This is a genomic window from Leeuwenhoekiella marinoflava DSM 3653, assembly GCF_900129005.1.
Lineage (GTDB): Bacteria > Bacteroidota > Bacteroidia > Flavobacteriales > Flavobacteriaceae > Leeuwenhoekiella > Leeuwenhoekiella marinoflava.
This window is the reverse complement of record NZ_FQUN01000025.1, coordinates 20,221-41,829: the sequence shown is the minus strand read 5'-3', so window position 1 is coordinate 41,829 and position 21,609 is coordinate 20,221. Positions and strand designations below refer to the sequence as shown.

Genomic DNA, 21,609 nt, shown 5'->3' with positions numbered 1-21,609 from the left:
TTTTATATAAATTTGTACAAATTGTTAAATATATAACATTGAAAACTATAACCTCTGTTGTCGAACAACTCATCAAACACCAGCCGTATACCGAAGATGCGCTGATGCGGAAGATTATCAATTACAGCGCTTTAGCCGAAGATTTTAAACCCAGAATTGAAAAAGAACTGGGCAAGCCTGTAAATGTGGGCTCTATTGTAATGGCATTGCGACGTTATTATCCGCAGAAACGCGTTGATGAAAAAATGATGCGCGATTTGGGAGACATTGTAGTACGCAGCGGTATTACAGACTTTACCTTTCTCAATTCAAACACTATTTTGGCAAGTCAGTCGCAATTGTTAGAGCAGACTAAAAGTATTCCTAAGGCTTATTTAACCTATTCAAGCACCTTTCACGAAAGCAATATTTTAGTTTCAAACGACCTGACCGAACTCGTAGAACGTTGTTTTGAGAAGGAAACTTGCGTTATGGTTAAGCACGATTTATCTTCCTTATCTATTGCGCTTCCTGTGAATAACTCAAAAACCGTTGGACTTTACTTTTACATCTTTAAGCTGCTTGCCTACGAAGGAATCCCGATTTTTGAAGCGATTTCCACCTCAAACTACTTTACCCTTTTTCTTGAAAAAGAATATGTGAATCAAGCTTTTGCCTTGGTTAACGAAATTAAAAACTAAAAAAGCCCGAAAGCAAATAGCTTTCGGGCTTTTGATTTTAAAAATCTATTTTTCTTACCAGATGCGTACACGCTTTTCAGCAGGTACAAACATAGGGTCGCCTTCTTTGATATCAAATGCATCATAAAAAGCATCAATATTTTGAAGCGGTACATATGCACGGTACATTCCAGGAGAATGCGGATCTGTTTTTATACGTGTACGCAATGCATCATCACGCATTTTTGTACGCCAGATCGTCGCCCAACTGATAAAGAAACGTTGATCTGGTGTAAAACCGTCTATTTCTTCAGGCTTTCCATTTTTCTCATAGAATTTTTGTAAACCTGTGTGAGCAGCCAGAAGTCCGCCTAAATCACCAATATTTTCACCTAAAGTAAATTTACCATTGATAAACAAACTGTCTGCAACTTCAATATTACTGTATTGCTCAGCAAGCGCACCACTACGTTCTGTAAATGCATCTAGATCTGCATCACTCCACCAATTTTTTAAGTTACCATTACCATCGTAACGCGCGCCACTATCATCAAATGCGTGTGAAATTTCGTGACCAATCACAGCTCCTATTCCACCATAATTCACAGCTTCATCAGCCTGATAGTTGTAAAACGGAGGTTGTAAAATAGCCGCCGGAAATACAATCTCGTTAAAAGAAGGATTGAAATAAGCATTTACCGTTTGTGGAGACATACCCCATTTTGTTTTATCAACCGGCTCTTTATATTCTGCATTATTCTCATCAATAGACCAAGCACCTGCAGCTAATAGATTATCAAAATAACCTTTATCAGCACTAATTTCTAGTTTAGAATAATCTTCCCACTTATCAGGATAACCAATCTTCACCGTGAATTTATTCAGTTTATCAATGGCTTGCATCTTAGTAGAATCTGTCATCCACTCCAGATTGTTAATACGATCTCTAAAAGCCTCTTTGATATTTGCAATCATGGTTTCAGCTTTAGCTTTCGCCTCTGGCGGAAACACTTTGTCAACATATAATTTACCTAAAGCTTCACCTAACGTATTATCTACAGTTGCAAGTGCACGCTCATCGGCTGGTTTTTGCTTTGGTGTACCATTCAACGTTTTACTGTAAAACTCCCAGTTTGCATATTCCAGGTCTGTTGTAAGTGCATCTGACCATGAATTAAGTGTCGCCCATCTCATCAATAATTTTAAATCTTCAACAGGAGTTGTAGTCAATACATTTTGCAAAGCTTTCATGTATTTAGGCTGAAGCACGATAACCGTGTCAACTTCTTTTTCTAAGCCTTGATTGTCAAAATAACCTGCCCAGTCTATCGCCGGAGTCAACTTTTGCAGTTGCGCTACGCTCTTTGGATTATTTAGGTTACGTGCATCGCGCTGCTCTACTTTGTCTAGTTTTGGCTCTGCTAGCTTAGTTTCTAGAGCTAGAATACGAGCTGCTTCATCATCAGCAATAGATTTTTCGTCACCGGCATACTCAAGAACCCAGCTGACATACGCTTTGTATTGCTCACGTATTTCTTTTGATTTTGCATCCTGCTCGATATAATAATCCCGATCTGGAAGCCCTAATCTTCCCGGCGTAATGTAACCGGCATTCATCTTACTGTTTGAGAAATCTGAAAATACTCTAAAGCTAAAATACGGCGTTCCGGTTCCGTTGCGCATTTGTCCAACACGTGCAATATCATTTACCGAAGTTATTGCCGCAATACTTTCTAAAGCTGGTTTAAGAGGAGTTAAACCTGCTTCATTACGCGCAACTGTATCCAATTCACTTTCAAAAAGCGCTAAAGCTTTAGCCTGGTCAGAACCTGCTGCATACGTGTTTTCTTTGCGAGCATCTTCTATTATGGTCAAAACATCTTCACGCGTTTTCTTACGTAAAACACTAAAACCTCCCCAAACTGACTCTTCTTCAGGGATCTCTGTATTTTGCATCCAGTTGCCGTTTACAAACTTGTAAAAATCATCTTGTGGCTTAACCAGCGTATCCATATTAGTAAGGTCTAACGCCGGAATTTTAACCGTTGCAACAGCAGCATCTTTTTTTGCTTCTTCTTTGCAAGCGGTTAAACTTAAAATCCCGATAGAAACCGGAATCATCATTTTAAACATTGAATTCATAAATTATAATAAAGAGATTATTTTAAATTAATTGGCACGCAGTTTTGCCATCAGCAAACTATCGTGTTCTTTTTTTATCTGCGTTACTTCTGAAACATTTTCATTAGGAACAGCAATAGATAACACATAATGCTGCACCTTCCACTCTTTACCATCTAGGCGCATAACACCAGATCCACGACAGATTCCCATTTGAGTATCTAGCAATTCATCAAACCACGCTATTTTTGACTTTTTAGGATGATAAATAGTACGTTCAAGTGTTGTAAAACTCCAAGCCTTACCCTTATCAAAATAAGGTTTTGCATAAGCCTTAAACTGGTCTAGTTGCCAATTTTCATCAGCATCTGTACCTATAAAGACAGCATCTTCTGTCATTAAATCATAATACGCGTCAAAATCTGCATCTGCCGCAGCTTCATGCCACTTTTCGAGTTGACTGTTTATTGCCATTTCTGCTTTATCACGCTGTTGCGCAAGTGCGGCTGTACTACATATTATAAATAAAAAAGCGAGTAAATTTTTCATTGTTTCTAGTTTTGAACAGGAACGTTATTGGCTCTTAATAAGCTATCGCGACGTGTTTGTGTTGAATCTTTAACTGCGGAAAGCGAATCTGCCTCAACCTCGTATTGCTCCAGTAATTCTTCTATAGATTTCTGATGCTTTAGATTGATCTGAAGTTTTAAGTTTTGAAACGTATTGTATAGTTCTGTAGCTTCTTTATTGACTGCTGCCGTATCTACCTCAAGTTTTGAAGCTTCTTGAACAAGCGTATTTGTCTTCGTAAATAAAACGGTTAATCGAGATTCTATAGCTGTATTAGCAAAACTATCTCTTACTTTAGTTTGTGCCAAAGCAGCATTACTAATCCAGTCTTTACCATTTGCTCTTATGTAGCCTATACGAACCGTGTCTATAGCTTTAATTTGCGCTACTAACTCAGGATAATTTTCCCAACCTTCCGTTGCATTTTTTGCAGAAGGAGTTAAAACAATCTCTTGTTTTTTATTAGACTGATAGGCTATCTGCAACGTATCTGTTGCATCTCTCGGGTCAGCGATTACCTCTTGTTTTTCTTTGCAAGAACTCAAACCTAAAAACAGTATAAGCAAAAGATAAAATGTGATTTTCATAAGATCAAATGTACACAAAGCTACGCATAAAAAAAGCCTCCTTAAAAAGGAGACCTTGACATTATATTTTTCTTTTCTTATAAAATACTATTGAGTTCTTTATTTAGTGTATCAAAGGCGTTTACAATAGTTTCAATATGATTCTCTACAACACGTTCTCTAATCTCGTTGCGATTTACCTCGCTGTAGAACTCATTGATTCTAGAATCAACTTTATTGATTTGTTCTTTAATTTCGGGTTTTTTCAATTCTTGCGGGATTTGTATAATCATCGCATTGCAATTGTGTGCCAACTTATCCATAAACTCAATCGCGTTTAAAGGATTTGTATTTTCAATCATTGCAATGTTTCGTTTTAAGGCCCAATAACCATCCCAGTTCTTTACAAGCTCTTCAACTTCAGGATTCAACTGTTCCACATGAGCTTTCATGGCAGTTTTAGATGAAGCTGAATCTAAATTGTTTTTACAACTTAAAAATAACATCATTAGTAATACTACTTGAAGCAGGTGCCGTTTCATCACATTGGGTTTTTAACTTTGCAAAGTTATGAGAATCAGTTGTTTTTCAACTTCCCCGCTTTTATAAAGTATTGCTAAATATTTTTGCAAAAAGCTAAATCCTTAATTTCCTTTTAATTAACTAAAATAAAAAAAGGCCTTCAACGTGAAGACCTTTTCTCTTATGCTATATATTTTAACCTATTGGTTATCGTCTAAAATACTCTTCTCAGATTTAGAAACAGTCTCTTTAATCTCTTCATTAAGATCATCGTATGCTTCTTTTAATTCTTCTACTTGATTTGCAATTTTAGATTCATTCACTCCTGCTTTAGCAGTAATTGATTTTAAATCTGCAATTTCCTCCTGAATATCCTTTATATCCTCCTGAATTTCTTCAGTCATTATAGATTGTGGAATTGTATTTTCAAGATTCATTGCTTCTTGCTCTAATTGTGTGATATAGTCTTTGATTTCTGCTTCTGGTACTTTTTTCAATTCTAAATCACTTAAAGATCCAGAGAAGGTTCTGTAATCATCCCAAGCCTCAAAATCTGTTTTCATAGCAGGATCTGCCTGAACCTCATCCCAGTTAATCCCATAGTTTTTTGGCATTACTGGTCTTTCGGCCTCAATCTTTGCTTCGGCATAACGTACTTTTTCTGCGGCTGTGCTATCTTTTACAGTATGTACCTCTTGAGTATCTTCTTCTACTTGAGCCTCTTTTTCACCGGCATTTTTACACGATGTAAAAGAAGTTGCCAATATAAGTCCTGCTGCCGCAATTTGAATATATTTCATAATTAAGTAATTTAATAGTTAAAGTGTAAATGTAATTGACAGAAGAATCTCTTTTTAAATTGTCTCGCTAAAAAATACTTAAACTTTAAGGTACGAATTAACGAAGACTGAGGCTGATGTTAAGCAATTTATCAAAAACGTTAATTATCTCTAAAAAACTGAAATTCAACACACAATGGCTTTGGGGTTTTAGCTCACAAAGTTATCTTTCACAAAAATTGTTTATGGAGAACTCAGAAAATAAATCAAAATTCACTGATAGAGAACTAGACCGTATCATTGAAATGGCATGGGAAGACCGCACCACTTTTGACGCTATAGCATTTCAATTTGATCTAAAGGAGCAAGAAGTGATAGCGCTTATGCGCAGAGAGATGAAGCCTTCTAGTTTTAAAATGTGGCGCGCACGTGTGCAAGGAAGAAGCACCAAACATGCTGCAAAAAGAAATTTTGAAAAAGGCACTTTTAAAAGCACGAGACAAAAGCAAATAACACATAATAAAATAAGCAAGCGTTAACAACTCGCTTCAGTATAACTAAAACTAAAAAGTCATCAAAAATCGATGGCTTTTTTAATTTTTAAGAATTAATTCTCATATAATCAACCATAATGATAACGATATCGTACTAAAATATGTTAAAATAATACTAATTACCAGCAAGAATAGTATAACAAAAAGATAATATTTACATAACAGAGGTGATTTAGTAAGGGTATTTTCGATAGATGTTAACAAAAGGGATGTTGACATTAGTAAAACGATAAAACGTTTTGCTATTTAAAATACACATTAACTAAATCACTAACATGAAAATCAAAACAAAAGGATTTCTAATGCTATTTTTTGCATTAGTTGTGCAGTTAGCTCTTGCTCAAACGCAAACAATCACCGGTACCGTCGTTGACGATACTGGCTTACCCCTACCCGGAGCGTCTGTCATTATTAAAGGAACCAGCACAGGTACCTCTACAGACTTTGATGGAAATTTTAGCATTAATGCAACTATAGGAGATATTCTAATTGTAAGCTATATGGGCTTCAACGATCAAGAAATCACTGTTAATCAAGAAAATAAGTACGCAATAACCTTAAAATCTGGTGAAAGTTTAGATGAAGTCGTTGTAACTGCATTAGGTATTAAACGTGAGAAAAAGAGTCTTGGTTTTGCTCAGCAATCTGTAAAAGGAGAGAATGTAGTTCAGGCAAAAGACACTGATATTAACAGTGCATTAGCCGGTAAAATTGCAGGTGTACAGCTGATAGGCTCTCCCAGTTCTAGTTTTGACAATGCATTAATACGATTAAGAGGAGAGACTGGTGTTTTATATGTTGTAGATGGTGTTAAAATCTACTCGTCTTCAGACATTAACATGGAAGACGTTGCAGATATTTCTGTATTAAAAGGCGTAGCCGGTACTGCATTATACGGTACAGAAGCACGAAATGGTGCAGTAATCATCACGACCAAAACAGCTAAAAATGGTGAAGCGCGTATAACGATTGACGAAGCACTCTCTATGTCTTCTTTATATTTGCTGCCTGAGTATCAAAATCAATACGGAGGGGGATATGATCAAAACTTCCTAACATACGAAGGTCAATTACATCCTAACTTTTCTGCAGATGAATCTTGGGGACCTGCATTAGATGGAACTCTAGTAAGACATTGGGACAGCTTTATTCCCAATTCAGATACTTTTGGAGAACTAAGACCCTGGTCTGCTAATCCTGATAATATTAGAGATTTTTATGAGACAGCAACCACAAACAACTTAACCTTCTCTTTATTAAAAGGTGGTGACGATTATAGCATCAAGACTACAATTAATAACATCAAGACTTCTCTAATTGTACCCAATACCAATAGAGAACAAACTACAATTTCATTTAAAGGATCATACAATGTATCTGATAAATTAAAGTTTAACGGAAACTTCAACTACCAATACAGAATCACAGATAATTTTCCCGGACAAGGATATGGTGGCTTAGGTTCTAATTTTAACCAATGGTGGCAACGCCAATTAGATGTGAATCGTTTGAAAAATTACAAACAAAACGGTCAGATTTATTCTTGGAACATGAAGTCTGCTTCAGACCCAACGCCACTGTACTGGAATTCTCCATATTTTGAAGTTTATGAGAACACAAACTCACAGATTAAAAATGCCGTGTACGGCAGCATAGGTTTAGAGTACGAGTATAATGATCACCTAAGTGGTTTAGTAGACATCAGACGTACCTTTAATAGCTTTGAGTATAACAGTCAGACCGGCTGGTACGGTCTTGCTCAACCAGGTTATTCTGAAGAAACTATTACTAACGAATTTAATGAGTTGTATACTCAATTAAATTATGATAATAAGTTTGGAGCTTTTGATGTTGTTGCCAACATTGGAGCGCAATGGAACCAAAGAAATTATTCTTACATAAATGCCGCTACAACCGGTGGTCTTCAAATACCAGATTATTACAGCATCAGGACTTCTTTAGGCAACATCAACTACAGCAGAGACCATGTACGTCTTAAGAACTACTCTATGTTTGCAACAGCATCTGTAGGCTATGACAATTTCATCTATTTAGATGGATCATACCGTAAAGAGTGGAGCTCTACAGCTGATTTAGATAACAATAGTGTTGATGTTTATGGATTATCTGCTAGTTTTATTTTTTCAAAATTTATTGAGAATAGCGATATTTTGAGTTTTGGTAAAATACGAGCAGGTATTGCTCAAGCTCCTTCGTTTCCTGGGCATTATACATTAAACAATACCTATTCTATTCAAAATTCATATCAGGATAAACTGAGCGTTTCTACACCTAACACACTTGCTAACCTTCAGTTAAAAGGAGGTATTAGAGAGGAAAAAGAATTGGGTACAGAGCTCAAGTTTTTACAAAATAAAATAGGACTAGACTTCACCTATTTCCACAGAACTGATAGTGAACTTCCATCATCCTTAACCATTAACGGAGCTACAGGATACACTGCGACTACCGGTAATGAATCTATCAATAAAACAAATGGTTGGGAACTAGGTATCACAGCAACGCCTTTTTCTAATGATGATTTTAGATGGGATGTAGCGTTTAACATTGCTAAATACCGAAAGAAAGTTATCAAAATAAATGACTTGACCGATCAAACTACACTTGCAGGTGTATGGAATGCATCGTTACGCGCTGACGAAGGAGATGATTGGGGAAATATTTACGGTACAAAATGGCAAAGAGATGATAATGGCAATATTCTTCTTGATGAGTCAGGTACACCACAATACACCAATACAATAGAGAAAGTTGCTAACATTCAGCCTGACTTTACAGGGGGGCTTAACAATATGCTTACTTATAAAAACTTCAATTTGAACTTCTCTATGGACTTTCAAAAGGGAGGTAATTTTTATTCTGTTACCAAAATGTTTAACGCCAGTTCTGGTAACGGCGCCCAAACCGTGGGAACAAATGATCTAGGCAACCCAATACGAGATTTAGTAATTGATAATGCAGGAAACGAAGTTACTTCTGCTAATGTAAATAATGTACAGCCTTCTTCTGGTGGTATTCGTGTAGACGGTGCTGATATGACTACAGGTCAAGAAGTTTCTTACTACGTAAATCCTCGTACGTACTTTAACAATCTTTATGGGGTTGCGGAAGAATGGGTTTACGATGCTTCTTATATCAAGTTGAGACAAGTTTCTTTAGGCTACACATTTCCTAAACCAGTAATGGAGAAACTTCCATTTGATAGTATGAAATTAAGTGTTTATGCTAACAACCTCTGGTTAATCTACTCTAAGGTAAATGGCATCGATCCTTCTGAAATTGAAGATTACTTCTCAAGCGGAGACGCAAGATGGGTAGAGGCAGGCCAAAGCCCAAGTCAAAGAACTATAGGTGTAGATCTTAAATTAAGCTTCTAAAAAAATAATTATGAAAAATAACATACTCAAAATAACATTTTTAGCAACATTATTGCTCGAAATCACTTCTTGTGAGACAGTTGATTTTGGAGACACTAATGTTGATCCTGATGCAACAACTCAAGTAATTAGCAGCGGACTTCTAACCTACGCAGAAGCTCAACTAGGAAATGCAGTTACTTCAGACATAGGAAATTTTTATGTACAATATGTTTCTGCAATTACCTACACTGAAGCTTCTAGATATGGTACAAGAAACTTTGACATAGATTATCTATATTATAATCCATTGATTAATCTTGAAAAGATAATTGAAGTAAATTCTAGTGAAGAAACTGCTTTAACTCAATCTGCCTATGGTTTTAATGACAATCAGATTGCAGTTGCAAAACTACTAAAAGCATACTTTTTTCAGTTTGCAACTGACAGATGGGGAATGCTCCCTTACTCTGAAGCTTTACAAGGTTTAGAAAACACAACTCCTGTTTTTGATTCTCAAGAACAAATTTACTTATCTCTTTTTGATGAGATTGATGATGCCTTAACTCTTATAAATGAGAGCGAAGCAGGTCCTACCGGTGATCTAATTTTTGATGGAGATATGGCTCGTTGGAAACAATTTGCTAATACCTTAAAACTTACGATGGCACTACGTTTGTCTAATGTTTACCCAGAAGCAAATGGAGTTGCTGCTACAAAATTTAAGGAAGCGATGAGTGGCACAATCACTTCTGTAGCAGAAAATCTTCTATACCCATTTATTGCTGATCAATCTTATGATAATCCTTGGGAAGACCGATTCGAAACACGTGAAGATTATGCAGTGAGCAAGCCTTTAGTAGATCGCTTACTTGCAGACAATGATAACCGTATTGATGTTTATGCAGAATACAGCAGATCATCTGTTACCGCAGAAGATCCACAATATGTAGGTATGCCTTACGGCTTAACGACTTCTAGTTTTGCTGCAAGTGATGTATCGTTTATCACAAGTGACATCATCTACAATCAAACAGCACCGGGTGTAATCTATAATTATTCTCAGGTTTTATTTTCTTATGCAGAAGCTGTACAGTTGGGCTGGATTAATGGTAGTGCTAGTGATTATTACAAGGAAGCAATTATTGCTTCTTTTGATCAATGGGGTGCAACAGATGGTGCAGCATATGCCGCGACAGTTGCATTAAGCACTAATCCTACAACAGCAATGCAGCAAATTGCAGAAGAAAAATGGAAAGCTCTTTTCTTGCAAGGTTATGAAGCCTGGGCAGAATACAGAAGATTAGGCTATCCTGAACTCACTCCTCCCGCAGAACCGCTTAATGGAAATGATATACCTGTACGCCAAGCTTACGATCTTGACTGGTCTCAATCTAACACAGCTAATTACGAAGCAGCTATTAATGCTCAGGGTACAGACAATCTTAATACTAATTTATGGTGGGATGCACCGCATCCTATAACAAATAAATAGATTTCATAACTATTTGTTTTAGTCGAAAGAGGCTGTCTGAAAAGGCAGTCTTTTTTTTATTTACAACCTGTTTCCAGAATACAATGTTCTAACCTATTGCTAACCCAAACAGCATCAACGAAAAATCCCGCTGATTGCTCAACGGGATTTATAGTTTTTAAAATTTACTTTGTTCCTAAAAAGGACGTTTACTCATTGCTCACTACACGCTCACCTTCAATTTTCCAAGTATTTACACTTGTTACTTGAGACTGACTGTAATCAACTTCTTTTAAAGTGTCATCATTCCAGAAAAACCATTTACCGGTCTTTTCTCCGTTTTCATAATTAGCAGCTGCAGTTTTTACTCCATCTTTATCATAGCTAATCCACTCACCTTGAAGTTTTCCTTCTTCTGTGTAGTAACCCTTTTGACTAATTTGCCCATTATCGTGAAACAAAGTTGCTTTAATTAGATTGCCCTCTTTTACGTAAACATTCTTTTTCTCTTGAGCTGAAGCAAAGCTAACAACTCCGATAAGGGCTGCGGCAACTAGTAACTTTTTCATAATAATAGTATTTGGGTTAAACTTAACTTTACAAATATATAAAAATCTTAATCATAATGTTACGTTTTGGTAACATTAAATTTACATTAAACCATTAAATAATTGTTTAACAGCTATTTAATGGTTTCTAAAAACATGTGCACAGCTAATAAATAGAAGACTAATGTGTAACATGAAGAGTTTATACAGCTATTTTTGGTGTACTTATAACCTTCACATAACATTCAGCATTAAAATAAATATCAAATTTGCAGATTTAAAAGAAATACCTTTTTATGGATAATATATACTTGATTATGCTTATCGCTCTGGCCATCTTAGCCATTGCAGATTTAGTTGTTGGAGTAAGTAACGATGCCGTAAACTTTTTAAACTCAGCTATAGGTTCTAAAGCCGTGAGTTTTAAAACTATTATGATTGTTGCCAGTGTAGGAATAGCTTTTGGAGCCCTTTCCTCTAGCGGAATGATGGAAGTTGCCCGTAAAGGTATATTTGTTCCTGAAAAGTTCTATTTTGATGAAATCATGATCATTTTCATGGCGGTTATGCTTACCGATATTTTGCTTCTTGATTTCTTCAATACCCTAGGATTACCTACCTCAACTACTGTTTCTATCGTATTTGAACTTCTGGGAGCTGCCTTTTGTATGACATTTATAAAATTATCTGGCAGCTCTGACACCCTTCTTCATCTGGGAGAATACATCAATTCAGATAAAGCAATCGAAATTATCATGGGTATTCTGCTCTCGGTAGTCATCGCATTTAGCGTAGGTGCTCTGGTTCAGTTTTTTACCAGACTCTTAATTACCTTCAATTTTGATAAACGTCCTACTTGGAATGCAGCAATTTTTAGTGGTATTTCTACCGCTGCAATCACGTATTTCATCATCATAAAAGGATTAAAAAGTGCAGATTTTATTCAAGGTGCTTATTTAGATTGGGCTAACACTAACGTTTTGGCTTTTTTAGGTCTTAGCTTCGTTGTCTGGTTTATTGTTTCTTATATATTGATCCAAACATTCAAATTGAATGTTTACGTGATGATTATTGTCCTCGGGACATTTGCATTAGCAATGGCCTTTGCGGGTAATGATCTGGTAAACTTTATAGGTGTACCTATGGCTGCTTATAATTCTTATGAAATTTGGCAAGCTAGTGGTGAAGCTGCTAATACTTTCACAATGGAATCACTAGCACAAAAAGTACCCACACAGCCGCTTTTACTATTATCTGCGGGAATTGTAATGATTCTAACCTTATTCTTTTCAAAGAAGGCGCGTCGCGTTGTTAAGACTTCTGTAGATCTTTCTCGTCAAGATGAGGGACAAGAGCGTTTTAAAGCAAATGCTTTGTCTCGATCTTTAGTAAGAGGTGCTATGACCCTAAATAAAGGGTTTACGGCGATACTTCCACACGGTGTCAAAAAACATATTGAACACAAGTTCACGAAACCAAAAATTACTACTCGCGTTGCCGCTATAGATATGCCGGCATTTGATCTCGTTCGTGCTGCAGTAAATCTAATGATTGCCAGTGTACTTATATCAGCTGCAACCTCTTTAAAATTACCACTTTCTACTACCTATGTTACCTTTATGGTAGCGATGGGTACTTCTCTCGCAGATAGAGCTTGGGGCAGCGAAAGCGCAGTTTATAGAGTCGCCGGAGTGCTTAATGTAATTGGGGGTTGGTTTATGACCGCCATTAGCGCATTTACAGCAGCAGCTGTTATGGCCTTTATACTTTATAAAGGAGGAAGCATTGCACTATTTTTATTATTCGCAACAGCAATAGCGATATTAGTGCGCAATTACATGAACCATAAAAAACGCTCTGAAGCCGAAGCTGAAGAAGGTCGTTTAATGCGTGCTGTGAGTAATTCTATACAAGGAATTATTAATGAAAGTACAACCAATATCGCCTCTGCATTTAAACGCGGAAGCAAAGTATATGTAGGTACTATAGAAGGTCTGGCAAAGGTAGATCTTGGCAAACTAAAGAAAAGTAAAAAAGGTATTGCAAAACTAAATGCCGAAGTAGAAGAACTTCGTAACAGCTTGTATTACTTCATTAAAAATCTAGATGAAACACACGTACAGGCGAGTCGCTTTTACATTGATGTATTGGGCTATTTACAAGACGTGACGCAATCTATTGATTTTGTGACTACGTCAAGTTACAATCATCTCAACAACAATCATAAAGGTTTAAAATTTACACAGCTAAAAGATCTTAAAGAGATTGAAGAAAAACTAGATAAACTTTTCTCTAGAATTGAAGACACGTTTAAGGCTAAGAATTTTGATGATTTGCTATTTATTCTAGAGGAAAAACAAAACCTACTAGATAGCGTATCACAGAAAATAGAAAAACAAGTCGAACGCACCCGTGCTGCAGACTCTAGCCCTAAAAACACGATGCTTTACTTTAGTATTCTTCAAGAAACCGAAGATCTTATAAAAGCGACAATGAATCTCTTAGAGCATTATTACATAGAGCATAAAAAGCATATGTAATCTTTAAAAACAAAAGGGCTGGACTTAAATACTCAGCCCTTTTGTTTTGCTAGAATCCCAGCAGAATCAACTACTCCCCTCCCATTCTGCATAAAACTGATCAAGAAAATCTTGCATATAGTTATGCCGCTTTTCAGCAATCTCTAAAGCGGTTTTAGTATGCATAGTGTCTTTTAACAAGAGTAATTTCTCGTAGAAGTGATTAATAGTAGGAGCATCAGATTTTTTATATTCTTCTGCAGTCATATCCATTTTTGGTTCAATTGCAGGGTCATAAAGTTTTCTGTTTTTAAAACCTCCGTAATTGAAAGTACGGGCAATACCTATTGCGCCAATGGCATCAAGACGATCAGCATCTTGTACAATCTGCAACTCAATAGGATTGTAATTTGTTTTTTTATTTCCACCGCGATAAGAAACATTTTCTACAATCTTTACCACCGCCTCTATACGAGAAAAAGATGCATTTTGCTTCTGCAAAAACTCACGAGCCATTCTAGGCCCCACAGTCTCATCCCCAGCATAAAATTTAGAATCTGCTATATCATGTAAAAGAGCTCCTAAAGCAATAATAACAACATCAGCCTCTTCTCCCTTAGCAATATTCAAAGCGTTTTTATAAACCCTAAGTGTATGATACCAATCATGACCACCTTCTGCATTAGACAATGTGTTTTTTACAAAATCACTGGTTTTTTCTATGATCTCAATATCTTCTGTATGAAGTTTTAAAAACACCGACATATTTATAAAGAATTAAATCTTGATTTATGGGTACGTATTTCTGAGAAATCTGCCAGCACAATATCTTGAACTTGCCCTACTAACTCTTCAGGGTTCTTACCAGCAACTGTAATAGGCTCATGAACGGTGTGACTTACATTAACGCCTATATCCTGTGGAAAACCTCCCCAGCGCATTAATTTCCACGAATTATGTATTGTAACCGGTACTATAATCGCATCTGGCATAAACTTAAAAAGCGTAATCAAACCTCCGGTAGCAAATTCTTTAGGAACCCCATTTTTACTACGCGTGCCTTCCGGAAAAATAACTACAGAACGCTTTGTTGCATTTAAGGTTTTAGTTAAGTCCCGTATTGCCATTATAGACTGTCTTTTATCTTTTCGATCTATTAAAGCAGAACCGCCTTTTCTAAGATTGTAGGAGATACTGGGAATTCCTTTTCCTAATTCTATTTTACTTATGAACTTAGGATGCAACCTACGCATGTGCCATATAATAGGAGAAATATCCCACTGCCCTTGATGATTAGCCACTATAATTATAGGCTGATCTCTTTTTATTTTATGTGGATTATTAAAAGTAAAGCGCGTGCCTAAAAGGTTAAGACATCGCATTATGGTAAAATTTAAATAATCTACACTCTTCTTATGTGCCTGATAACCAAACCAATTATAACACACCCATTGTACGGGATGAAACGCAACAATGGTCAAACCAAAAGCCAGATAAAAAATAACGCTTAACGGATAAGCAAAAAACTTTCTCATTATTATAATACTTACTCAGCAAAGAAAAGACAATGCCTTGAGCTTGCAAATTTAATCTATCTGTTAATTTATACTGCTTCCTATCTATTTGGGGGAAAACCCCCTTATTCCATAGACTTTACACTCCTACATTTGTGCTGAATGACAAACCATGAGAAAAGCACTCAAAATCAGGCTATCTATACTTTTGCTAGGATTAAATATCATGGCATTTGGTGTGAATTACTACGGTTTTTCTCCTAAAATACAAGCGATAGCTGAGCATGAGTCTTTTGAAATATATTTTTTTACAGATTTAGAAACAGGTATAAATCCCTCGTTGCAACAAGTTGGGGAATTCGTGCAAAATCCAGATGGTTTCTGGCCTTTTGAAGCTTTTTATGTAAACACTTCAGTTGGTACAGATGAATATACCGGAAGATTTAGAGGGTTTTTTACCGGTTTTGAAAGTCAAGAATTTATATTTTACAACCTCCTGATTTTAGGAATTATGCTGTTTTTCAAATTCTATTAATCAAGGCCTTTTCTTCTTCTGCCTTTTGCTCCAGTAAACATACAAGCAAAAGATAACCAGACTTATCACAGAGCCCCATAATAAGCCGCTCTCCAGTCCTGAAGTACTTTGACCCATAATCGCTATAAAGAGCGTTAGTGGCGCAATACCCGCCAAGGTTGCGGCGAGAAATTTAAAATAATTCATTTTTAAAATTCCGCCTACAAAACTGATAGCATCATTAGATAAAAATGGATTGAGCCTCGTGATGGCGATAGCCCAAAACCCGTAATCCTCTATAAAATCTTCCAGTTTCGTTTCGGTACTAGAGCCTATAAGATTATTTATTAAGCCGGAACCCAGTTTTTTTCCTAGAATATAACCAACGCTTGATGCGCTGCTTACGGCAACCAGTACTAATAAACTGCCCCAAACAGGACCATAGGCCAAAATACAAACCACCATAAGTGCTACCGAAGGAATCACAATTAGAAACATCTGAGCGATCATTGCTAAGATCAAAACCACAGGACCAGCCCAACCAAATGAAGAAACCCAATTCTCAATCTTTTGCTCATCACCACTACTGAGAACAGACCAGGCCTCGTTCATAAAGTCTCTCATTACCGGAACAAAAAAATAACCCAGTACAACACCTAGCAGAATTACTATTGAAACTATTTTAGGAAGATGCTTTACCAGGATTTTTTGCATAAAAATTATTAAGATTCGTAAATAAAAAGTTCTCCAATTGTACAGTTAAAAACAGCTGCTAACCTAAATGCAGTTGGCAAACTGGGGTCAAATTTACCTTTTTCAATCGCATTTATTGTTTGTCTGGAGACTTCTATACGTTCCGCCAGATCTCCTTGCGTTAATTTAATTGCATTGCGCAACTCTTTGATGTTATTTTTCATGAGTACTTACGCGCATTAAAAAAAAACACAAAATATAGGTAAGTCCCATAAATAAGATCAGAAAACTAATTTATGCATCCTGAGCGATTAAATCTGTGGTGTCTAATTGAGCGTACGCGATACCCACAACAACACTAAGTCCTAAAGTCAGCCCCATAGACTCTAATTGTATTTTGCGTTGCAACTCATCCCCCTCGTTCACAAAATTTAGGTTTGCCATCACCATCCCTACTCCAACTGCAAGGCTCAAGATAATAGTCAAAACTGTAATGATTTGGGATTCCCATAAAAACTGAGAACCAAACGTCACCAAAGCTGTAGTTAACACCCAAGCGACAGACCATTTTGCCAAACGATTTCTAGATTCAATTTATATTGATTTCATACTATTTGATTTTTGATTAATGTAAAGCAAACTTTACAAAATAATTTTTTCAATCATAAAATTCAATATGCAATTAGCAGAAAAGAGTAAATTACTTTTGAGTAAATTCTTGTAAACTAAAAATCAACTCGTGCCAGGCATCAGAACTTGAATGCTTGCCACTTGAATTAACCACCAAAATGAAATATTCTGAAAATTCTAATTGCACCAGATTCATTTAAAGAAAGCCTTACAGCAACACAAGTTTGTGAAGCCATTGCTGAAGGAATTCAGTCAGTAAATCCATACTCAGCTATTGATATTCTTCCGTTTTCTGATGGTGGCGAAGGTGCTTTTGAGTTGTTTGATGCTCTAAAATTAGGAGCGAAAATCGAATGTGATACGTTTGATCCATTAAGGCGATCTTTAAAAGCTTCCTATTATGGATTTGAAGATGGTAAAACCGCATGGATTGAACTTTCACAAGCCTCAGGACTTGCTTTGCTTAAAGATTCTGAAAAAAATCCGTTGCTTACTTCAACCTACGGCACCGGTTTGCAAATCAATCACGCGCTTGAAAATGGTTTTACAACTATCATCTTAGGTATTGGCGGTAGTGCAACACATGATCTGGGCACTGGTATTTTTGAAGCTTTAGGCGGAAAATTATTAGATTACAATAAAAATAGCTTACACGCTAAAGGTGAGCATCTCGCACTGTGTACTGAACTCGATTTTGAAACTTTAAACACAAATCTCAGAAACGCAACTAGTATTGTTGCGTGTGATGTTACCAATACGCTATTGGGTAAAACAGGAGCAGCTTACACCTATGCCCCGCAAAAAGGTGCATCTCCAGCAGTTGTAGAACAACTTGAAGAAGGCGCCAAACACTTTGCAAAATTGGTTCAGCAGAAAAGAAATAAAGACCTAACAGAAATTAAAGGCGGTGGCGCAGCAGGAGGCACTGCAGCAGGAATGTTTGGGTTATTTGATAGTGATCTCAAACCAGGTTTTGATCTGTTAAGCGACCTGACTGCTCTTGAAGAAAGGGTTAGAGAAGCAGACCTTTTGATTACAGGAGAAGGTAAAACAGATAATCAAAGTCAGTATGGGAAAGTGCCTTTCAAATTAGCCGAACTGGCTAAAAAATATCATAAACCGCTACTGCTTTTTGCCGGAAGTGTTTCGGCTACGCCGGAAATTTTAACTCGTGCCGGAATCACTGCCGCCTACGCTATTAAAACCGAAACGATGACGCTAGACTATGCAAAAACCTATGCCTATTCATTGCTGAAAGATTCTGTACTAAAAAATCTCAAAAACCACATTTAAACTATGGGTATTGATTTACTTTTTATTGTAGCCGTAGTTATCTGGATTATTGTTGGCACCAGTTACCTGCGCTGGCATCCTTTTTTTGTATTGCTTATAAGTGCCCTAGGTCTCGCCTTTTTATTGCAAATACCCATTGCACAAATCCCTGAAACCATAAGTACAGGCTTTGGGAATATGTTTAAAAACATAGGTCTTTTGATTCTTTTTGGTGCGTGGATTGGTATTGCTCTTGAAGCAACAAATGCAACAACCTCGATCGCAAAAGGAATTATCAAAAAGCTAACCCTGCTCCCGCTTCCGTTTGTTATCAGTGCTTTGGGCTATCTGGTTTCTATTCCGGTTTTTTGTGATGCCGCTTTTGTTATTTTAGCTCCGCTAACAAAAAAACTTTCAGCAAACAATACCGTTAGGCGTAATGCGCTCACTGTAGCACTTTCTACCGGCTTGTTTTCTGCTCATGTTTTGGTGCCGCCAACTCCGGGTCCGCTGGCTGCTGCCGGAAATCTTCAATTAGCAAACTTATCTCTGCTCTTACTTGCAGGTGGAATTTTTGGAATTGTACTTATGCTCATCGGTGCGTTTTATGCCTATTATTTTTTCAGAAAGAGTAATCTGAATGACACCTTTGACACCGGTAACTTGATTGAACACTTTAATGAGGAAAAAAACTTGCCTTCTTTTTCAGAAGCTATTTGGCCCTTGGCATTACCCATTCTATTGATGGCAACCGCTTCTATAATCCCCTTATTTCTAACTGAAGGTCCATTTTTCACAGACCTTATTTTATTTGTGGGAGATCCTGTTATTGCTTTATTATTAGGAATGCTCGCAGCATTTTACAATTGCAAGAAGCGTAAAAAAGATATGGGCGAAATCATCAAAAAAGGAATTCAGCAGGCAGCACCCATTCTTTTAATAACTGCGATGGGCGGTGCTTTGGGCGCTGTAATTCAGTCTGCAAATCTCACTGAAGGATTGCGTCTGGATTCTTTTAACAACAGTCTGGGACTTACCATTCCATTTTTACTCGCTGCTTTGCTAAAATCTGCTCAGGGTTCTTCTACCGTGGCTATAATTACTATTAGTTCTATTATGCTTCCCTTATTGCCTGCACTTGGACTAGATAGCGAAATGGGAAAAGTATGGGTAATTCTCGCAATTGGTGCCGGCTCATTAACTGTATCCCACGCCAACGACTCGTATTTCTGGATTGTAAGTCAAATGGGAGAAATGAGCGTAAAAGAGGCTTATAGAAAACACACTATAGGAACCTTATTACAAGGCGTAATCGGCATTTGTGTACTGCTTGCAGTCTATAGTATATTCAATGCGCTATAAGATTTGAATATTTCGTCAAATAGTTACGACAAACCCAAAAGAAGCCTATAGGCTGTTATAAAATGCTTAAAAACAAAAAAGCCCCAACTAGAATTAGTTAAGGCTTAATTTTGCTCCCCCTCTTGGGCTCGAACCAAGGACCCTTTGATTAACAGTCAAATGCTCTAACCAACTGAGCTAAGGAGGAATTTAATCTTTATATTTTTAAAGTCACTCTGGCATATCTCAATACGACCAATTGTTGTGCTTTAAAGAACGTTCCGCTTATTTGCTGAAAGCGGATGCAAATATACACAACTATTTAAACCCACAAAATAAAATTAAAAAAATATTTAGTGTTTTTTAGCTGTTTTGTTATTTGCCATTATCCACCCGTAATCCAGCGGTAAATATCATTTCCGTTAGCATATAATACTAAGGCGATTAGCACGAAAAACCCTATCATCTGGGCGTATTCTAAAAACTTATCACTCGGTTTTCTTCCGGTAACCATTTCATATAATAAAAACATTACGTGACCTCCATCTAATGCAGGTATAGGCAGAATGTTCATAAAAGCTAAAATAATAGAGATAAACGCTGTGGTTTCCCAGAACGATAACCAGTTCCACGTATCCGGAAACAAGCCTGCAATGGCTCCAAAACCTCCAACCTGAGAAGCTCCTTTTTTTGTAAATACATATTTAAATTGTGTCGCATAATCGTGCAATACCCAATATCCGTAACTAATCCCTTCGGTTATACTTTCGCCAAAACCATATTCTCGCTTGTGACGCTTAGGCATTTTATAATCTTCATCTAAAAAGCTAAAACCTACTCCTACAAATTCTTCACCGCCAAGATTAACGTCAAACTGACGCGCTGCTCCATCACGCAAAACGGTAATTGTTGCAACCGTATCTTTTTCCTTTTGCAAAGCATAGGTAGCATCACTCTTATATTTAATAGGATAATCATTGATGCTCACCAACTCATCTGTCTCTAAAACACCTGCTTTTTTAGCGCCCCCGAAAACAGAATCAAGCTTAACCGGAGTACGAGGAACATTCACCCCAAACATCTCGCCGGCTTTAAACAACTCCATCCCTATATCTTCAGGAAGCGTCAATTCTTCTTCAGTACCATTTTCATGCAATACCGTCACCTTAGACACATCACGCATCATTAACATCTGCGGAAAATCCATTTGATCTTCTAATGGGTCACCGTTTACAGAAAGCACTTTATCTCCCTGCTCAAAACCGTACTGCTCCATAGTAGGCGCAAAACCAAAACCGTATTTTAAATCATCTGCAGTAGAATACTCTTCACCATAAATAGCAATAATCATGATGTAGATAAAAAAGCCCAATACAATGTTTACCGTCACACCACCTACCATTACAATAAGTCGCTGCCAGGCCGGTTTAGAGCGGAACTCCCACTCTTTAGGCTCTTGAGCCATCGCCTCTTTATCCATACTCTCATCAATCATTCCGGCGATCTTAACATAACCACCCAAGGGCAACCAGCCAATACCATAAACCGTCTCTCCTATCTTTTTCTTAAAGAGGGAAAATTTGACATCAAAAAATAAAAAGAATTTTTCTACGCGTATTTTAAAAAGTCTGGCCGGTATAAAATGCCCAAACTCGTGAAGTACTATCAATATTGAAAGGCTCAAAAATAACTGAGCTCCTTTTACAAAAAATGGATCCATAAATTTAATTAACTAGTGGTCAATCCCATTACGTGTCATAAGGGTTAAATCCCTTAAAAAACAGAAATTAAGAAAAAATTAAAAGGCATTATACCTTAAAAAGTGCACAAAAGTAACCTTTTACATTTGCATACAAAAGTATTTGCATCAAGCCACTATTGAGTTTTAAAAACTTAATACGCTAATACTTTTTATAAGCGGCTGTTGCATTGTAATTTTGCAATCTAAAATGCAGG

20 protein-coding genes and 1 tRNA gene are annotated in these 21,609 nt (G+C 36.8%); 8 read left to right on the top strand and 13 right to left on the bottom strand.

Features of this window, described 5'->3' with window-relative positions:
- The first annotated feature begins 38 nt into the window (after positions 1-38).
- Complete coding sequence (locus BUB91_RS18755; protein ID WP_073100732.1) at positions 39-680, top strand: hypothetical protein; 642 nt, start codon at positions 39-41, stop codon at positions 678-680.
- Between the two features lie 54 nt (positions 681-734).
- On the opposite strand, the gene BUB91_RS18750 is transcribed toward BUB91_RS18755, so the two are convergent.
- The 5 genes from BUB91_RS18750 to BUB91_RS18730 all read right to left on the bottom strand — a co-directional run bounded on the left by BUB91_RS18750 (position 735) and on the right by BUB91_RS18730 (position 5,238).
- Positions 735-2,801, bottom strand: coding sequence for a M13 family metallopeptidase (locus tag BUB91_RS18750; RefSeq protein ID WP_073100731.1), 2,067 nt, complete (start codon positions 2,799-2,801; stop codon positions 735-737).
- Between the two features lie 27 nt (positions 2,802-2,828).
- Complete coding sequence (locus BUB91_RS18745; protein ID WP_073100730.1) at positions 2,829-3,329, bottom strand: nuclear transport factor 2 family protein; 501 nt, start codon at positions 3,327-3,329, stop codon at positions 2,829-2,831.
- Between the two features lie 5 nt (positions 3,330-3,334).
- The gene (locus tag BUB91_RS18740; protein ID WP_128759401.1) at positions 3,335-3,937 is read right to left on the bottom strand and encodes a hypothetical protein; all 603 of its coding nucleotides are present in this window, start codon (positions 3,935-3,937) and stop codon (positions 3,335-3,337) included.
- A gap of 77 nt (positions 3,938-4,014) precedes the next feature.
- Positions 4,015-4,458, bottom strand: coding sequence for a hypothetical protein (locus BUB91_RS18735; RefSeq protein WP_073100728.1), 444 nt, complete (start codon positions 4,456-4,458; stop codon positions 4,015-4,017).
- A 180-nt stretch (positions 4,459-4,638) separates the two neighbouring features.
- Positions 4,639-5,238, bottom strand: coding sequence for a hypothetical protein (locus BUB91_RS18730; RefSeq protein WP_073100727.1), 600 nt, complete (start codon positions 5,236-5,238; stop codon positions 4,639-4,641).
- 224 nt (positions 5,239-5,462) lie between these two features.
- On the opposite strand from BUB91_RS18730, the gene BUB91_RS18725 reads away from it, so the two are divergent.
- From BUB91_RS18725 to BUB91_RS18715, 3 genes are all read left to right on the top strand, one after another.
- On the top strand, positions 5,463-5,756 hold the full coding sequence (locus BUB91_RS18725; protein WP_073100760.1) for a TIGR03643 family protein: 294 nt from the start codon (positions 5,463-5,465) through the stop codon (positions 5,754-5,756).
- Positions 5,757-6,046: 290 nt separating this feature from the next.
- Complete coding sequence (locus tag BUB91_RS18720) at positions 6,047-9,169, top strand: SusC/RagA family TonB-linked outer membrane protein (RefSeq protein ID WP_073100726.1); 3,123 nt, start codon at positions 6,047-6,049, stop codon at positions 9,167-9,169.
- 10 nt (positions 9,170-9,179) lie between these two features.
- Complete coding sequence (locus tag BUB91_RS18715; RefSeq protein WP_073100725.1) at positions 9,180-10,643, top strand: SusD/RagB family nutrient-binding outer membrane lipoprotein; 1,464 nt, start codon at positions 9,180-9,182, stop codon at positions 10,641-10,643.
- A 188-nt stretch (positions 10,644-10,831) separates the two neighbouring features.
- Here the strand turns inward: BUB91_RS18715 and BUB91_RS18710 are convergent, their stop codons facing one another.
- The gene (locus BUB91_RS18710) at positions 10,832-11,191 is read right to left on the bottom strand and encodes a toxin-antitoxin system YwqK family antitoxin (protein ID WP_073100724.1); all 360 of its coding nucleotides are present in this window, start codon (positions 11,189-11,191) and stop codon (positions 10,832-10,834) included.
- Between the two features lie 275 nt (positions 11,192-11,466).
- Here BUB91_RS18710 and BUB91_RS18705 point away from each other — a divergent pair, with 275 nt between their 5' ends.
- A complete protein-coding gene (locus tag BUB91_RS18705; RefSeq protein WP_073100723.1) occupies positions 11,467-13,710 on the top strand; it encodes an inorganic phosphate transporter in 2,244 nt (747 codons plus the stop codon).
- A gap of 66 nt (positions 13,711-13,776) precedes the next feature.
- Here the strand turns inward: BUB91_RS18705 and BUB91_RS18700 are convergent, their stop codons facing one another.
- Positions 13,777-14,454 carry an HD domain-containing protein gene (locus tag BUB91_RS18700; RefSeq protein WP_073100722.1) on the bottom strand — a complete coding sequence of 226 codons (678 nt, stop codon included), beginning with the start codon at positions 14,452-14,454 and terminating at the stop codon, positions 13,777-13,779.
- A 2-nt stretch (positions 14,455-14,456) separates the two neighbouring features.
- Positions 14,457-15,224, bottom strand: a complete 768-nt coding sequence (locus BUB91_RS18695; protein ID WP_073100721.1) for a lysophospholipid acyltransferase family protein — start codon at positions 15,222-15,224, stop codon at positions 14,457-14,459.
- Positions 15,225-15,375: 151 nt separating this feature from the next.
- On the opposite strand from BUB91_RS18695, the gene BUB91_RS18690 reads away from it, so the two are divergent.
- Positions 15,376-15,738 carry a hypothetical protein gene (locus BUB91_RS18690; protein ID WP_128759400.1) on the top strand — a complete coding sequence of 121 codons (363 nt, stop codon included), beginning with the start codon at positions 15,376-15,378 and terminating at the stop codon, positions 15,736-15,738.
- Here BUB91_RS18690 and BUB91_RS18685 read toward each other — a convergent pair whose 3' ends face one another.
- From BUB91_RS18685 to BUB91_RS18675, 3 genes are all read right to left on the bottom strand, one after another.
- Positions 15,739-16,431, bottom strand: a complete 693-nt coding sequence (locus BUB91_RS18685) for a TVP38/TMEM64 family protein (protein WP_073100719.1) — start codon at positions 16,429-16,431, stop codon at positions 15,739-15,741.
- Positions 16,432-16,439: 8 nt separating this feature from the next.
- Complete coding sequence (locus BUB91_RS18680; protein ID WP_073100718.1) at positions 16,440-16,634, bottom strand: helix-turn-helix transcriptional regulator; 195 nt, start codon at positions 16,632-16,634, stop codon at positions 16,440-16,442.
- A 70-nt stretch (positions 16,635-16,704) separates the two neighbouring features.
- Positions 16,705-16,986, bottom strand: coding sequence for a hypothetical protein (locus BUB91_RS18675; RefSeq protein ID WP_083558048.1), 282 nt, complete (start codon positions 16,984-16,986; stop codon positions 16,705-16,707).
- 219 nt (positions 16,987-17,205) lie between these two features.
- Here BUB91_RS18675 and BUB91_RS18670 point away from each other — a divergent pair, with 219 nt between their 5' ends.
- Together BUB91_RS18670 and BUB91_RS18665 are read left to right on the top strand one after the other, a co-directional pair.
- The gene (locus tag BUB91_RS18670; protein ID WP_083558046.1) at positions 17,206-18,333 is read left to right on the top strand and encodes a glycerate kinase family protein; all 1,128 of its coding nucleotides are present in this window, start codon (positions 17,206-17,208) and stop codon (positions 18,331-18,333) included.
- 3 nt (positions 18,334-18,336) lie between these two features.
- Positions 18,337-19,674, top strand: a complete 1,338-nt coding sequence (locus BUB91_RS18665; protein WP_073100716.1) for a GntP family permease — start codon at positions 18,337-18,339, stop codon at positions 19,672-19,674.
- A 113-nt stretch (positions 19,675-19,787) separates the two neighbouring features.
- Here the strand turns inward: BUB91_RS18665 and BUB91_RS18660 are convergent.
- Both BUB91_RS18660 and rseP read right to left on the bottom strand, forming a co-directional pair.
- Positions 19,788-19,861: transfer RNA gene (locus BUB91_RS18660), tRNA-Asn, on the bottom strand.
- A gap of 177 nt (positions 19,862-20,038) precedes the next feature.
- The gene (rseP, locus tag BUB91_RS18655; RefSeq protein WP_073100715.1) at positions 20,039-21,373 is read right to left on the bottom strand and encodes an RIP metalloprotease RseP; all 1,335 of its coding nucleotides are present in this window, start codon (positions 21,371-21,373) and stop codon (positions 20,039-20,041) included.
- Positions 21,374-21,609 lie beyond the last annotated feature (236 nt).